The organism is Pseudomonas sp. GW456-12-1-14-TSB6, from assembly GCF_059424205.1.
The window spans coordinates 58,344-72,626 of record NZ_JBWKZE010000033.1 but is presented as its reverse complement, the minus strand read 5'-3'; the positions used below and the strand labels follow the sequence as shown (position 1 = coordinate 72,626).

The 14,283-nt window shown below is 61.6% G+C and carries 11 protein-coding genes; 7 read left to right on the top strand and 4 right to left on the bottom strand.

The window, feature by feature from the left end; translation table 11 throughout:
- From AC07Y2_RS24595 to AC07Y2_RS24565, 7 genes are all read left to right on the top strand, one after another.
- Positions 1-1,059, top strand: a 1,059-nt coding sequence (locus AC07Y2_RS24595) for an efflux RND transporter periplasmic adaptor subunit (RefSeq protein WP_103387039.1), incomplete at its 5' end; no start/stop codon positions are given.
- Positions 1,056-4,157 (top strand): multidrug efflux RND transporter permease subunit, encoded by a 3,102-nt coding sequence (locus AC07Y2_RS24590; protein WP_103387038.1) that lies wholly within the window; start codon positions 1,056-1,058, stop codon positions 4,155-4,157. The genes AC07Y2_RS24595 and AC07Y2_RS24590, both read left to right, overlap by 4 nt.
- An 8-nt stretch (positions 4,158-4,165) precedes the next feature.
- Positions 4,166-4,843 carry a heavy metal response regulator transcription factor gene (locus tag AC07Y2_RS24585; RefSeq protein WP_011335857.1) on the top strand — a complete coding sequence of 226 codons (678 nt, stop codon included), beginning with the start codon at positions 4,166-4,168 and terminating at the stop codon, positions 4,841-4,843.
- On the top strand, positions 4,833-6,197 hold the full coding sequence (locus tag AC07Y2_RS24580; RefSeq protein ID WP_103387037.1) for a heavy metal sensor histidine kinase: 1,365 nt from the start codon (positions 4,833-4,835) through the stop codon (positions 6,195-6,197). Before AC07Y2_RS24585 ends, AC07Y2_RS24580 begins: the two co-directional genes overlap by 11 nt.
- 243 nt (positions 6,198-6,440) lie before the next feature.
- Positions 6,441-6,662, top strand: a complete 222-nt coding sequence (locus tag AC07Y2_RS24575; RefSeq protein WP_039766234.1) for a hypothetical protein — start codon at positions 6,441-6,443, stop codon at positions 6,660-6,662.
- Between the two features lie 196 nt (positions 6,663-6,858).
- Positions 6,859-8,175, top strand: a complete 1,317-nt coding sequence (locus AC07Y2_RS24570; protein WP_103387036.1) for an OprD family porin — start codon at positions 6,859-6,861, stop codon at positions 8,173-8,175.
- 108 nt (positions 8,176-8,283) lie between these two features.
- Positions 8,284-9,789 carry a sensor domain-containing diguanylate cyclase gene (locus tag AC07Y2_RS24565; RefSeq protein ID WP_103387035.1) on the top strand — a complete coding sequence of 502 codons (1,506 nt, stop codon included), beginning with the start codon at positions 8,284-8,286 and terminating at the stop codon, positions 9,787-9,789.
- 61 nt (positions 9,790-9,850) lie between these two features.
- On the opposite strand, the gene lpxC is transcribed toward AC07Y2_RS24565, so the two are convergent.
- The 4 genes from lpxC to AC07Y2_RS24545 all read right to left on the bottom strand — a co-directional run bounded on the left by lpxC (position 9,851) and on the right by AC07Y2_RS24545 (position 14,280).
- Entirely contained in the window at positions 9,851-10,762 is a 912-nt protein-coding gene (gene lpxC / locus AC07Y2_RS24560) for a UDP-3-O-acyl-N-acetylglucosamine deacetylase (RefSeq protein WP_007956752.1), read from the bottom strand.
- 112 nt (positions 10,763-10,874) lie between these two features.
- Positions 10,875-12,071: a cell division protein FtsZ gene (ftsZ, locus tag AC07Y2_RS24555; RefSeq protein WP_007956754.1), complete on the bottom strand. Its 1,197-nt coding sequence runs from the start codon at positions 12,069-12,071 to the stop codon at positions 10,875-10,877.
- Between the two features lie 67 nt (positions 12,072-12,138).
- Positions 12,139-13,398, bottom strand: coding sequence for a cell division protein FtsA (gene ftsA, locus AC07Y2_RS24550; RefSeq protein WP_039766239.1), 1,260 nt, complete (start codon positions 13,396-13,398; stop codon positions 12,139-12,141).
- Positions 13,399-13,413: 15 nt separating this feature from the next.
- Entirely contained in the window at positions 13,414-14,280 is an 867-nt protein-coding gene (locus tag AC07Y2_RS24545; RefSeq protein WP_039766241.1) for a cell division protein FtsQ/DivIB, read from the bottom strand.
- Positions 14,281-14,283: the final 3 nt, after the last annotated feature.

Genomic DNA, 14,283 nt, shown 5'->3' with positions numbered 1-14,283 from the left:
GCCCCCACCGCCATCCCGGTCAGAGTCGTCGCCGTCAGCGAAAAAGACGTCCCCCGCTACACCAGCGGCATCGGCTCGGTCCTCTCACTGCACAGCGTCGTGGTACGCCCACAGATCGACGGCATCCTCACCAAGCTCCTCGTCAAGGAAGGTCAGTTAGTGAAACAAGGCGACCTGCTCGCCACCATCGACGACCGCTCGATCCGCGCCAGCCTCGACCAGGCCCGCGCACAACTGGGCGAAAGCCAGGCACAACTGCAAGTGGCGCTGGTCAACCTCAAGCGCTACAAACTGCTCAGCGTCGACGACGGTGTATCGAAGCAGACCTACGACCAGCAACAGGCACTGGTCAACCAGCTCAAGGCCACCGCCCAGGGCAATCAGGCTTCGATTGACGCGGCACAGGTACAACTTTCCTACACCCAGATTCGCTCCCCGGTCACCGGCCGCGTCGGGATTCGTACGGTCGACGAAGGCAACTTCCTGCGTATGACCGACACCCAAGGTCTGTTCACCGTGACCCAGATCGACCCGATCGCCGTCGAGTTTTCCCTGCCCCAGCAAATGCTGCCAACCCTGCAAGGCCTGATCAGCGACCCGCAGCGCGCCCAGGTCAAGGCCTACATCGGCGCCGACACCGATGGCGAAACCGGCAACCTGCTCGGCGAAGGTCACCTGACCCTGATCGACAATCAGATCAACGCCAACACCGGCACCATCCGCGCCAAGGCCGAGTTCGACAATCCCAACCAGAAACTCTGGCCGGGCCTGCTGGTGACGGTAAAGATTCAGACAGCGCTGGATAAAGATGCGCTGGTGGTCCCGCCCACCGTCGTACAACGCGGTCTGGACCAACACTTTGTATACCGGGTCAACGGCGACAAGGTTGAAGCGGTGCAGGTGCAAATGGTTTACCAGGGCAGCGGTCAGGACATCATCAAGGGCGTGAAGCCCGGCGACGTATTGGTCAGTGACGGCCAGTCGCGGCTCAAGCCCGGTTCGACCGTGCAGGTCATGAGCGAACCGCCGCAGGTGGTGCAAGCGGAGCCCAAGCCATGAAGCAGCACAAAGGCGTTTCGACCTGGTGCATCGATCACCCGGTGGCGACGATTCTGCTGACCATCGCGCTGGTACTGGTCGGGGTGATTGCCTTCCCGCGTCTGCCGATTGCCCCACTGCCGGAAGCGGAATTTCCGACGATCCAGGTCTCCGCCCAACTGCCCGGCGCTAGCCCCGACACCATGGCCTCGTCCGTGGCCACGCCGCTGGAGGTGCAATTCAGCGCCATCCCCGGCATGACCCAGATGACCTCCAGCAGTGCGCTGGGCTCCACGTTGCTGACCCTGCAATTCACCCTCGACAAGAGCATCGACACCGCCGCCCAGGAAGTGCAGGCCGCGATCAACACCGCCGCTGGCAAACTGCCGAAAGACATGCCGACCCTGCCGACCTGGAAGAAGGTCAACCCGGCGGACAGCCCGGTGCTGATCCTCAGCGTCAGCTCCACGCAAATGCCCGGCACTGAACTCAGCGACCTGGTGGAAACCCTCCTTGCGCGTCAGATCAGTCAGATCGACGGTGTAGGCCAGATCAACATCACCGGTCAGCAACGTCCGGCAATCCGCGTACAGGCCTCGGCCGACAAACTGGCGGCCATCGGCCTGACCCTCGCCGACATTCGTGTGGCGATCCAGCAGACCAGCCTCAACCTCGCCAAGGGCGCGCTGTACGGCGAATCGAGCATTTCCACGTTGTCGACCAACGACCAGTTGTTCCACCCCGAGGAATACAGCCAGCTCATCGTTTCCTACAAGGACGGCGCCCCGGTTCACCTCAAGGATGTCGCGAAAGTCGTCAACGGTTCGGAAGATGCCTACGTGCAGGCCTGGGCCGGTGATCGGCCGGGCGTGAACCTGGTGATCTCCCGCCAGCCCGGCGCCAACATCGTCGAAACCGTAGACCGGATTCAGGCCGCCCTGCCCGGCCTCGAAGCCATGCTGCCGGCCTCGGTGCAGGTCAAAACCCTGATCGACCGCACCCAGACCATCCGCGCCTCGCTGCATGAAGTGGAAATCACCCTGCTGATCGCGATCCTGCTGGTGGTGGCGGTCATGGCGCTGTTCCTGCGCCAGTTGTCGGCGACGATGATTGTCTCGGCGGTGCTCGGCGTGTCGCTGACCGCCAGTTTCGCCTTGATGTATTTGCTCGGTTTCAGCCTGAACAACCTGACCCTCGTGGCCATCGTGGTGGCCGTGGGCTTCGTGGTCGACGATGCCATCGTGGTGGTGGAAAACATTCACCGTCACCTCGAGGCCGGCGACAGCATGCGCGACGCCGCGATCAAGGGCGCCGGCGAGATCGGTTTCACCGTGGTCTCGATCAGTTTCTCGCTGGTGGCGGCGTTCATTCCGCTGCTGTTCATGGGCGGCGTGGTCGGGCGGCTGTTCAAGGAGTTCGCCCTGACGGCCACTTCGACCATCATGATTTCCGTGGTGGTATCCCTGACACTGGCGCCAACGCTGGCAGCGCTGTTCATGCGCAAACCGGTGCATCACGCCCATGACAAACCGGGCTTCAGCGAACGGCTGCTCGGCTGGTACGAAAAAGGCCTGCGCCGCGCCCTCGCTCACCAGAAATTGATGATCGGCGTGTTCGGCATTTCCGTGGCGCTGGCGATTGGCGGCTACGTGTTTATCCCCAAGGGTTTCTTCCCGGTGCAGGACACCGGTTTCGTCCTCGGCACCACCGAAGCCGCCGCCGATATCTCCTACAGCGACATGGTGAAAAAACACCTGGCGATGGCCGAAATCGTCGCCGCCGACCCGGCCGTGCAGGCGTTCTCCCACTCGGTCGGTGTGTCCGGCAGCAACCAGACCATCGCCAACGGTCGCTTCTGGATCGCCCTGAAAAAACGCGGAGACCGCGATGTTTCGGCCAGCCAGTTCATCGACCGCATTCGTCCGCAACTGATGAAAGTCCCCGGCATCGTGCTTTACCTGCGCGCCGGCCAGGACATCAACCTCAGTTCCGGCCCGAGCCGTGCGCAATATCAATACGTGCTCAAGAGCAACGACGGGCCGACCCTCGCCACCTGGACCCAGAAACTCACCGAGAAGCTGCGCAGCATCCCGGCGTTCCGTGACATTTCCAACGACCTGCAACTGGGCGGCAGCATCACCCACATCAGCATCGACCGCAGCGCCGCCGCGCGTTTCGGCCTGACGGCGAGTGATGTCGACGAGGCGCTGTACGACGCCTTCGGTCAGCGGCAGATCAACGAGTTCCAGACCCAGGTCAACCAGTACAACGTAATTCTGGAGCTGGACACCAGACAGCGCGGCAAGGCCGAAAGCCTCAACTATTTCTACCTGCGCTCGCCGCTGAGCGGGGAAATGGTGCCAGTGTCGGCGCTGGCCCGATTCGACGCGCCGACCATCGGCCCACTGTCGATTGCCCACGACGGCATGTTCCCGGCCGCCAACCTGTCCTTCAACCTGGCGCCCGGCGTGGCATTGGGCGACGCGGTGATTCTGCTGAATCAGGCCAAGGCCGAGATCGGCATGCCGACCGCGATCAGCGGCAACTTCCAGGGTGCGGCCCAGGCGTTCCAGAGTTCGCTGAAAAGTCAGCCGTGGCTGATTCTCGCGGCGCTGGTGGCGGTGTACATCATCCTTGGCGTGCTCTACGAGAGCTTCGTCCATCCGCTGACGATCATCTCGACCTTGCCGGCGGCGGGGCTGGGTGCGGTGATCATGCTGTGGATCTGCGGCCAGGACTTTTCGATCATGGCGCTGATCGGGCTGGTGTTGCTGATCGGTATCGTGAAGAAGAACGGCATCCTGATGATCGACTTCGCCCTGGAAGCCCAGCGCCATCGCGGGCTGTCGCCGCAGGATGCGATTTTCGAAGCGTGTATCACGCGGTTCCGGCCGATCATCATGACCACCCTCGCCGCCCTGCTCGGCGCCCTGCCGCTGATGCTCGGCTACGGCACCGGCGCGGAACTGCGCCAGCCGCTGGGGATCGCCGTAGTCGGCGGCCTGCTGGTCAGCCAGATGCTGACGCTGTTCACCACGCCGGTCATATACTTGTGGCTCGAGCGGCTGTTCCACAAGCCCAAACCGGCGCCCGTCGCGGCGCTGGCAACGACAGACTGAGGCGGGTCATGCGCGTTCTGATTATCGAAGACGAAGAAAAAACCGCGGACTACCTGCACCGCGGCCTGACGGAACAGGGTTACACCGTGGATCGGGCCCGCGACGGCGTCGAGGGCCTGCACCTGGCGCTGGAAAGCGACTACGCGGTGATCGTCCTCGACGTGATGCTGCCGGGCCTCGATGGCTTTGGCGTGTTGCGCGCATTGCGCGCGCGCAAGCAGACGCCGGTGATCATGCTCACCGCCCGCGAGCGGGTCGAAGACCGGATCCGAGGCCTGCGCGACGGCGCCGACGATTACCTCGGCAAACCGTTTTCCTTCCTCGAACTGGTGGCGCGCCTGCAAGCGCTGACCCGGCGCAGTGGCGGCCATGAACCGGTACAAGTGAGCATCGCCGACCTCTGGATTGACCTGATCAGCCGCAAAGCCACCCGCGCCGGCACCCGGCTGGATCTGACCGCGAAGGAATTTTCGCTGCTCAGCGTGCTGGCCCGGCGTCAGGGCGAAATTCTCTCGAAAACCGCGATTGCCGAAATGGTCTGGGACATCAATTTCGACAGCGACGCCAACGTGGTCGAAGTCGCGATCAAACGCCTGCGGGCCAAGCTCGACGGGCCGTTCGACGAGAAACTGCTGCACACCATCCGTGGCATGGGTTATGTGCTGGAGAGCCGTGGTGTCCAGTAATTCCATCGCCCTGCGCCTGAGCGGAATGTTCACGTTGGTGGCGCTGCTGGTGTTCCTGTTGATCGGCGGCGCGCTGTATCAACAAGTGGACAAAGGCCTGGGTCTGTTGCCGGAAGCGGAACTCGATGCGCGTTACAGCGTGCTGGAATCCGCGCTCAACCGCTATGGCACCCCCGAGCATTGGGTGAAGATCAACGCCAAGCTCAAGCTGCTCGGCGAAGAAGACAAGCGCATCCGTTTCTGGGTGGTCAGCGGCAATCCGGGCTACGAGTTTGGCGAGCCGGATGCCTTGATCCGTGCGTTTGCCCGAGGCCCGCTGGGCATGCGCGACCTGCAACTGCCCGACCATCCCTATCCGCTGAAAGTACTGCTGACCGAACTGCCGGCCAAGGATCAACGCCCGCCGCTGCGCTTCATGATCGGCATCGACACCGAGACCTTTCACCAGACCCAGCATCAGTTACTGATTGCGCTGGTGAGTCTGGCGGTGATCGGCGTGCTGCTGGCCTCGGCACTGGGTTACTGGGTGGCGCGGATCGGCCTGAAGCCGCTGATCAAACTGTCCCAGGAAGCCCAGCGTCTGGCACCGCCGTTGCGGGCCGGGCGTCTGCGACTGTCGCCGTTGCCGCCGGAACTGGAGCAGTTCGTCGACTCGTTCAACTCGACGCTGGAGCGGGTTGAGCAAGCCTATTCGCGGCTCGAATCCTTCAACGCCGACGTCGCCCATGAACTGCGCTCGCCGCTGACCAACCTGATCGGCCAGACCCAGGTCGCCCTGACTCGCGGGCGCTCCGCCGAGCATTATTTCGAAGTGCTGCAATCCAACCTCGAAGAGCTGGAGCGCCTGCGCTCGATCATCAACGACATGCTGTTCCTGGCCAGCGCCGATCAGGGCAGCAAGGCCACCAAACTGACCTCGACCTCGCTGGCCGATGAAGTGGCGACCACCCTCGAATACCTCGACTTCATCCTCGAAGATGCGCAAGTCCAGGTTCGGGTAAGCGGTGATGCGCAGGTGCAGATCGAGATCGCCCATCTGCGCCGGGCCTTGATCAATCTGCTGAGCAACGCGGTGCAACACACGGCGCCCGGCCAAGTGATCGAGGTGCAGATCGCGGTCGAGGAACATAAGGTCAGCATCGGCGTAGCCAACCCCGGTTCGCCGATTGCCAGCGAGCATTTACCGCGCTTGTTCGAGCGCTTCTACCGGGTCGATGCGTCGCGCAGCAACAGTGGCAACAATCACGGGTTGGGGCTGGCGATCGTCAAGGCGATCGCGTTAATGCACGGCGGCGATGTGTTTGTGCGCAGTGATCGCGGGATGAACACCTTCGGAATCCACCTCCCCGTCTGACCCCTCTCCCGATCGTTCCCACGCTCCGCGTGGGAATGCAGCCCGGGACGCTCCGCGTTCCACTCCAAAGCCGAACACAGAGCTTCCATCAAGGTGTTCCCAAGCCGAGTCCTGGAATGATCACCCGTTGATCTTTGCTTCCGCTGTAACAGTCATTTATGAAAATCACGCTGTTTCACAACGCCCGGCAACCTTATCTTTGCCCGCACCAAACAGCACTTGCCAAGCAAGAAGGTTTTCAAGATGTCCAACAGTATGGGTATTGCCAGCGCTTTCGTTTTGTCCTCATTGATCCTGTCGCCGATGGCGATGGCTGAAGAATCCCAGACGTTTGTAGCGCAAAACGCCGCTCGCGCTCACGCATTCGAACAGCATCAGGCAGAAGTGATGGCCAAGGCTCAGGACGCTACGCAAGCCCCGCAGGCCTTAAATTCTCAGGCTCAAGCCTCCGAGAAAGACAGCTGAGTCGCGCACTGCGCAACGTTTCCCTCGACGCGGTTGTTTGGCTCTTCCCGTTCAACCGTCGTCCTTGCAGGCCGCTGATTTTCAGCGGCCTTTTTTCGTTGTGGTCTGAAAGCTGTCTGGTACGTCTTTGACAACTGGAAACATCCCGCACCTCATGACATTGAAGTGTCAGTTGACCCAAGGAGCTTTACCGCACGTGCGTTACCCAGTTCGCTTCACCCCGCTGTTCATTGCAATTGCCGCAACGATTGCCCCCGCCGCCCATGCTGCCGAAGCCGAGCAGCAAGGTTTCGTCGAAGGCTCGAGCCTGAACCTCAATGCCCGCAACTACTACATGAACCGCAACCGCCTGCAGCAGACGGACGACAACATCGAGTGGGGCCAGGGGTTCCTCGGCAAATTCGAGTCGGGCTACACCGAAGGCACGGTCGGCTTCGGCCTCGATGCGCACGCCATGCTCGGCCTGAAACTCGACGGCGGTGGTGGTACGGACAACTCCAGCATCCTGCCGGTCAGTGACGGCAGCGGCAAAGCGCCGGGTTCGTTCTCCACGGCGGGTGGCACCCTGAAGATGCGCGCGTTCGATACCGAGCTGAAAGCCGGCGATCTGTTCCTCGCCAACCCGGTGATCGCCGGTGGCGAGACGCGCATGCTGCCGCAGACCTTTCGCGGCATCAGCCTGACCAACCACAGCTTCGACGGCTGGATGATCGAAGGCGGCCAGGCCAGCTTCACCAAGCCCTACAACCAGAGCGGCCACAAACGCATCGGCACCTCTTACGGCACCCTAACCGACGGCGACAAGAGCCAGCACCTGAACTGGGCCGGCGTGGCCTGGAGCGGTGTCGAAGGCCTGACCAGCAGCCTGTACGCTTCCGAGCTGAAGGACATCTGGAACCAGTACTACTACGACCTCGACTACACCTGGGCACTGAATGACCTGGTGACCCTCAACCCGGGCCTGCACTTCTATCACACCCAGGACACCGGCGACGCGCTGCTGGGCAACATCGACAACAACACCTACAGCCTGCATTTGACCGTGGGCATCGGCAGCCACAGCGTTACCGCCGCGTATCAGCGGGTCAACGGCAACACGCCGTTCGATTACATCAGCCAGGGCGACAGCGTCTACCTCGACAACTCGCAGCAGTACTCGGACTTCAACGGCCCGAACGAGCGCTCGTGGAAACTCAAGTACGCCTACGACTTCGCCGGCGTCGGCCTGCCGGGCCTGACCTCGGCACTGTCCTATTCGCGCGGCACGCTGGACCTGACCAAAGTCGATCCGGACAGCAAGGGTTACGCCTCGTGGTACAGCGCCGAGGGTCGCAACGCCAAACACTGGGAGCGCGACATCGACCTCAAATACGTGGTGCAGAGCGGCCAGGCCAAAGACCTGGCGGTATGCCTGCAATGGGCGACCAACCGCGGCGGCAACGGTTACGGCGCAATCGATACGGACACCGATGAATACCGTGTGATCATCGACTACCCGATCAACGTCTTCTAAGATCGGCACTGCGATAAAAGGCCAGCCTGACGCGCTGGCCTTTTTCTTGCCTGTGGCAGCGAGCGGGTACAACTACGCTTAGAAGAATCCCCAACCGAAAACCGGACCATGATCGCGAGCCGCACCCCTACCGTTCCCGGCATGACCGGACGCTCCGAGCTGCTGTTGATCTCAGGCAGCCTGCTGAGCGTGATCGCGATTGTCTGCATCGTCACGTTCCTGCTGATCCGTGAACGCGCCAACGCCCAGGAATCGGCCACCCGTGGCGCCACCACCATCGCCCAGTTGATCGACGCCGATGTACTGCGCACCGTCGAGCTGTATGACCTGACGCTGCAAGGGCTGATCGCCGCCGCCCAGCGTGACGACCTGAAAGACGTGTCGCCACAGATCCGCCACCTAGCGCTGTTCGACCGCTCCACCACTGCGCGCTTCAAGGGCGACATCCTGTTGCTCGACAAGTATGGCGACGTGATTGCCGACTCCTCGCGGGTCGATCCGCTGCCGGGCAATTTCGCCGACCGCGACTACTTCCTCGCCCACGCCTTCAACCGCGACACCGGCATGTTCATCAGCCGTCCGTTCAAACCCCGCTGCGACTGCGATGACGCGAACCAGTGGCGGATCAGTTTCAGTCGGCGCATTTCTTCAGACACCGGTGAGTTTCTGGGCGTCGCCGTGGCGTCGATGAAACTCGATTACTTCGATCAACTGTTCAACAGCCTCGACATCGGCATCGACAGCACCCTCAACATCATCAACAACGACGGCATCCTGCTGGCGCAGAAGCCTTATCTGCAGAGCGATTCGATCGGCAAGAGCTTTGCCGCCCGGCCCAATGTGGTGCGGATTCTGCGCGACAGCAACGGCAATGGCAGTTTCAACAGCACTTCGAGCATGGATTATCAGCAACGGCTGTACACCTATTCGCGGGTCGGCAATCTGCCGCTGACGGTGATCGTTGCCCTGTCCAGCGAGGAAGTGTTCGGCGCGTGGCGACGCACCGCGATCCTGATCAGCGGCGCCACCGGCGTGTTGTGTGCCGGTCTGCTATGGCTGACCTGGCTGCTGGCCCGAGAGCTGCGCCTGCGTCAGCGGGCCGAACATGAACTGGCGCAGCTCGCGGCGACCGATGCCCTGACCGGGGTCGCCAACCGGCGAATGCTCGATCAGTCGCTGCGCCACGAGTGGTTCCGCGCCCAGCGTTCGGGCAAGCCACTGTCATTGCTGATGATCGACGCCGACCACTTCAAGGCCTTCAATGACCGGCACGGGCATCAGGCCGGAGATCACGCGTTGCGTGAACTGGCCAGGGTGATCACCGCCAATGTGCGGCGTCCGGCGGATCTGGTGGCGCGGTATGGCGGTGAGGAGTTTTCGGTGATCCTCGCGGAAACCGACAGTGCCGGGGCGCAGCAGATCGCCGAACACATTCGTACAGCGGTGGAGCAATTGCCAAGCCTGAATCAAGACCAGTCACCGATGACCGTGAGCGTCGGTATCAGTACCTGGACGTCGACGAGCGAAATCAGTCTGGAGCAGCTGTTGTTCGCGGCGGACAAGGCGTTGTATCAAGCCAAGGAAGGTGGGAGAAACCGGGTCGTCGTCGCCTGAAAACAGGCATAAAAAAAGGCCACCCAAAGGTGGCCTTCAAAAAACTAGAGAGGTTTTTTACTTACACCGCCGCAACCGGGCGCATGTAAGAGATTGGTGCAGTGCTGGCGTCTTCGAACGTCACGACTTCCCAGGCATCTTTCTGCTCAATCAACTTGCGCAGCAGCTGGTTGTTCAGTGCGTGGCCGGACTTGAAGCCCTTGAACTCACCAATCAGGCTGTTGCCCAGCAGGTACAGGTCGCCAATCGCATCGAGGATCTTGTGCTTCACGAATTCGTCTTCGTAGCGAAGGCCGTCTTCGTTCAGTACGCCATCGGCATCGACCACGATCGCGTTTTCCACGCTGCCGCCGAGTGCGAGGTTGTGCTTGCGCAGGTACTCGATGTCACTCATGAAACCGAAAGTACGGGCGCGGCTGACTTCTTTTACGAACGAAGTGCTGGAAAAATCCACGCTTGCACTTTGGGTGCGGTCCCGGAAAACCGGGTGATCGAAATCGATCTCGAAGCTCACCTTGAACCCTTCGAAAGGGACGAAAGTGGCGCGCTTGTCGCCGTCTTCCACTGTCACTTCACGCAGGATGCGGATGAATTTCTTGGCGGCGTCCTGTTCTTCCAGGCCAGCCGATTGAATCAGGAATACGAAAGGTCCTGCGCTGCCATCCATGATCGGGACTTCAGACGCGGAGAGCTCGACGTAGGCGTTATCGATGCCCAGGCCAGCCATGGCCGAGAGCAAGTGCTCCACCGTGTCTACCTTCACGTCACCGTTGACCAGCGTCGTCGACATGGTTGTCTCGCCGACGTTGGCCGCGCGAGCCGGTATCTCGACAACCGGATCGAGATCGGCACGACGAAAGACGATCCCGGTGTCGACAGGTGCAGGCTTGAGGGTCAGGTAAACCTTCTCCCCGGAGTGCAGACCTACACCGGTGGCACGGATAATATTTTTCAGTGTGCGTTGTTTAATCATGGCATGGGCCGCTTCAGCGCAAATTGCGAACTGGTATCAACAAAGGCTGGCGATGATAGCAGACCGAGCCTTTGCTGAACACCAATCACCTGAATACCCCTGATACATTTCATCAATCGGCCTGACGACGCAGGAAGGCCGGGATGTCCAGGTAGTCCAGGTCATCTTGCGGATTCATCTTCGCGGCAGTCGCAGCACCGGCCTGAGCCTGGTTGCGCATGACGGTCGGACGGTCCAGGTCACGGTAGTTCACCGCTGGCTGCTCCTGACGAGCGGGTGCCGGTTGCTGCACCTGAGCAGCGGCCATCGAGGTGTGAACGGTGTTGTCGATAACCTTCACAGGCTTCTCGATTTTCGCGCCCAGACCGGTGGCAACCACGGTCACGTGCAGTTCGTCGCGCATGTCCGGATCGATAACGGTACCGACCTTGACCATCGCGTGCTCGGAAGCGAAGGCTTCGATGATCGAACCCACGTCGGAGTACTCACCCAGGGACAGGTCAGGACCGGCAGTGATGTTCACCAGGATGCCGCGTGCGCCTTGCAGGTTCACGTCTTCCAGCAGCGGGTTGCGGATGGCCGCTTCAGTGGCTTCACGTGCACGGTTCGGACCGCTGGCGCAGCCAGTGCCCATCATCGCCATGCCCATTTCGCTCATCACGGTACGTACGTCGGCGAAGTCGACGTTGATCATGCCCGGACGCTTGATGATGTCGGAGATACCGCGAACGGCACCGGCCAGTACATCGTCAGCCTTGGCGAAAGCCGACAGCAGGCTTGCGTCCTTGCCGAGGATGGTCAGCAGTTTTTCGTTCGGAATGGTGATCAGCGAGTCGACGCTTTCCGAGAGCATGCGAATGCCTTCGTCGGCGATCTGCATACGCTTGCGACCTTCGAACGGGAACGGACGAGTCACGACCGCAACGGTCAGGATGCCCATTTCCTTGGCCACTTCGGCGATGATCGGCGCCGCACCGGTACCGGTACCACCGCCCATGCCGGTGGTGATGAACACCATGTTGGTGCCGGCCAGCACTTCAGCGATGCGCTCGCGATCTTCCAGCGCAGCCTGACGGCCGACTTCCGGGTTGGCGCCGGCGCCCAGGCCTTTGGTCACGCCGGTACCCAATTGCAGAATGGTGCGCGCGCCGATGTTTTTCAGCGCTTGAGCATCGGTGTTGGCGCAGATGAATTCCACGCCTTCGATGTTGCTCTTGACCATGTGATTGACAGCGTTGCCGCCGCCACCGCCAACACCGATAACTTTGATTACCGGGCTTGCGGGGATGTTGTCTACGAGTTCGAACATTTTCCCTCTCCTTACATTCTCTAGTTTTTTCGCCTACTGCTGTTTGTTGCGGTGCTGCGGTAAAGCGTTAGAAGTTGCCTTGAATCCACTTCTTAAAACGGTCCAGCAACGGCGCCTGCGGCTCATCGTTGCTGTAGCTGTCGCGGCTGCCGATGCCCGAGAACGAGATCCCGTCGGACTGCTTTTGCAGGCCGTACATCAACAAGCCAACGCCAGTGGAATAAATCGGGTTGCGTACCACGTCATCCAGACCTTTCACGCCATGGGGCACGCCCAGACGGACCGGCATGTGGAAGATTTCTTCGGCCAGTTCGGTGGCGCCTTCCATCTTCGACGTACCACCGGTCAGCACGATGCCGGCCGGGATCAGGTCTTCGTAGCCGCTGCGACGCAGCTCGGCCTGGATCAGGGTGAAGAGTTCGTCGTAACGCGGCTCGACCACTTCGGCCAGGGCCTGACGGGACAGTTCGCGCGGCGGACGGTCGCCGACGCTCGGCACCTTGATGGTCTCGCCGGCACCGGCCAGTTTGGCCAGGGCGCAGGCGTAGCGGATCTTGATCTCTTCGGCGTACTGGGTCGGGGTGCGCAACGCCATGGCGATGTCGTTGGTCACCTGGTCGCCCGCAATCGGGATCACCGCCGTGTGGCGGATCGCGCCTTCGGTGAAGATCGCGATGTCGGTGGTGCCGCCGCCGATATCGACCAGGCACACGCCCAGCTCTTTTTCGTCGTCGGTCAGGACCGAGTAGGCCGAGGCCAGTTGCTCGAGAATGATGTCGTCGATTTCCAGACCGCAGCGACGCACGCATTTTTCAATGTTCTGTGCGGCGTTGACGGCGCAGGTGACCACGTGAACCTTGGCTTCCAGACGCACGCCGGACATGCCCAGCGGCTCGCGCACGCCTTCCTGGTTATCGATCACGTAATCCTGCGGCAGGGTGTGCAGCACACGCTGGTCGGCCGGGATCGCCACCGCCTGGGCGGCGTCGAGTACGCGCTCCAGATCAGCCGAGCTGACTTCGCGATCACGAATCGCGACGATGCCGTGGGAGTTCAGGCTGCGAATGTGATTGCCCGCCACGCCGACGAACGCCGAGTGAATGCGGCAGCCCGCCATCAGTTGGGCTTCTTCGATCGCGCGCTGGATCGACTGCACGGTGGACTCGATGTTGACCACCACGCCTTTCTTCAGGCCGCGGGACGGATGAGTGCCGATCCCGACGATTTCCAGCGAGCCGTCGTCCGCAACCTCGCCGACCAGCGCCACCACCTTGGAGGTGCCGATATCGAGACCGACGATCATTTTGCCGCTTTGCACGTTTGCCATGGGTCCTGCCTCTTCTTAATTCTTTGCGACAGCGGGTTGGGCTGTCGTCGGCGCTACTGGTTCCCGCCAGCCAACAGCGAGGCCGTTGGCGTAGCGCAGATCGATGCGCGCAATGTTCGTAATCTGTTCTTTGAGCGTCTTGTCATAGATGGCAATGAAGCGGCGCATCTTTTCCACCAGGTTGCCGCGTCCCAGCAGCAGCTCGATCCCGGGGCCGGAACTGCCGGCACCGGTGGTCAGGAACCAGCTGCCGCGTTCACGCAGCTCCAGCCGCGCAATCGAGAAGCCCAATGGCCGGAGCATCTGGCTCAGCACCTGGTATTGCTGCATCACTTGCTGCTGGGCCCGCTGCGGACCGAACAGCTGCGGCAGGTGTTCGTAGTTCGCCAGTTCCTTGGGCGTGAACGCCTGGCCCTGGTTGTTGAGCAACGACTCGTCGCCCCAACGGGCCACCGGCAGTTGCTCTTCGAGGCGGATCACCACCTGGTCCGGCCACACCCGGCGCACTTCGGCGTGGGCGATCCACGGCATCTGTTCCAGCTCGGTGCGCATGCTCGCCAGGTCGATGGTGAAGAAGCTCGACGCCACATACGGGGCGATCCGCTGCTGCACCGCCTGCTGACTGATGTAACTCAGGTCGCCCTGCACCGCGATCTTGGTGATTGGCCGGTCGGCGTACGGCAGCAGACGCTGTGCGCCTTCGTAAGTGCCGAACCCCAGAGCCACCAGCAGCACCGGCCAGAACAGACCTTTCAAAAAGCCGAAGTTGGCTTTTGGCAGGCGCGCGGACATCGGCTCTTTGGCCACCATTCGGCTGGCACCCCGCGGCACCGGCTTGCGGCCGGGTGCAGGTGGCTGATGTCTGAGATGAGCGCCTTGCATGGT

Coding starts and splice junctions, on each gene's coding strand:
- ftsA (WP_039766239.1), bottom strand. CDS start 13,398: ATGGCAAACGTGCAAAGCGGCAAAATGATCGTCGGTCTCGATATCGGC.
- ftsZ (WP_007956754.1), bottom strand. CDS start 12,071: ATGTTCGAACTCGTAGACAACATCCCCGCAAGCCCGGTAATCAAAGTT.
- AC07Y2_RS24585 (WP_011335857.1), top strand. CDS start 4,166: ATGCGCGTTCTGATTATCGAAGACGAAGAAAAAACCGCGGACTACCTG.
- lpxC (WP_007956752.1), bottom strand. CDS start 10,762: ATGATTAAACAACGCACACTGAAAAATATTATCCGTGCCACCGGTGTA.
- AC07Y2_RS24565 (WP_103387035.1), top strand. CDS start 8,284: ATGATCGCGAGCCGCACCCCTACCGTTCCCGGCATGACCGGACGCTCC.
- AC07Y2_RS24545 (WP_039766241.1), bottom strand. CDS start 14,280: ATGCAAGGCGCTCATCTCAGACATCAGCCACCTGCACCCGGCCGCAAG.
- AC07Y2_RS24575 (WP_039766234.1), top strand. CDS start 6,441: ATGTCCAACAGTATGGGTATTGCCAGCGCTTTCGTTTTGTCCTCATTG.
- AC07Y2_RS24590 (WP_103387038.1), top strand. CDS start 1,056: ATGAAGCAGCACAAAGGCGTTTCGACCTGGTGCATCGATCACCCGGTG.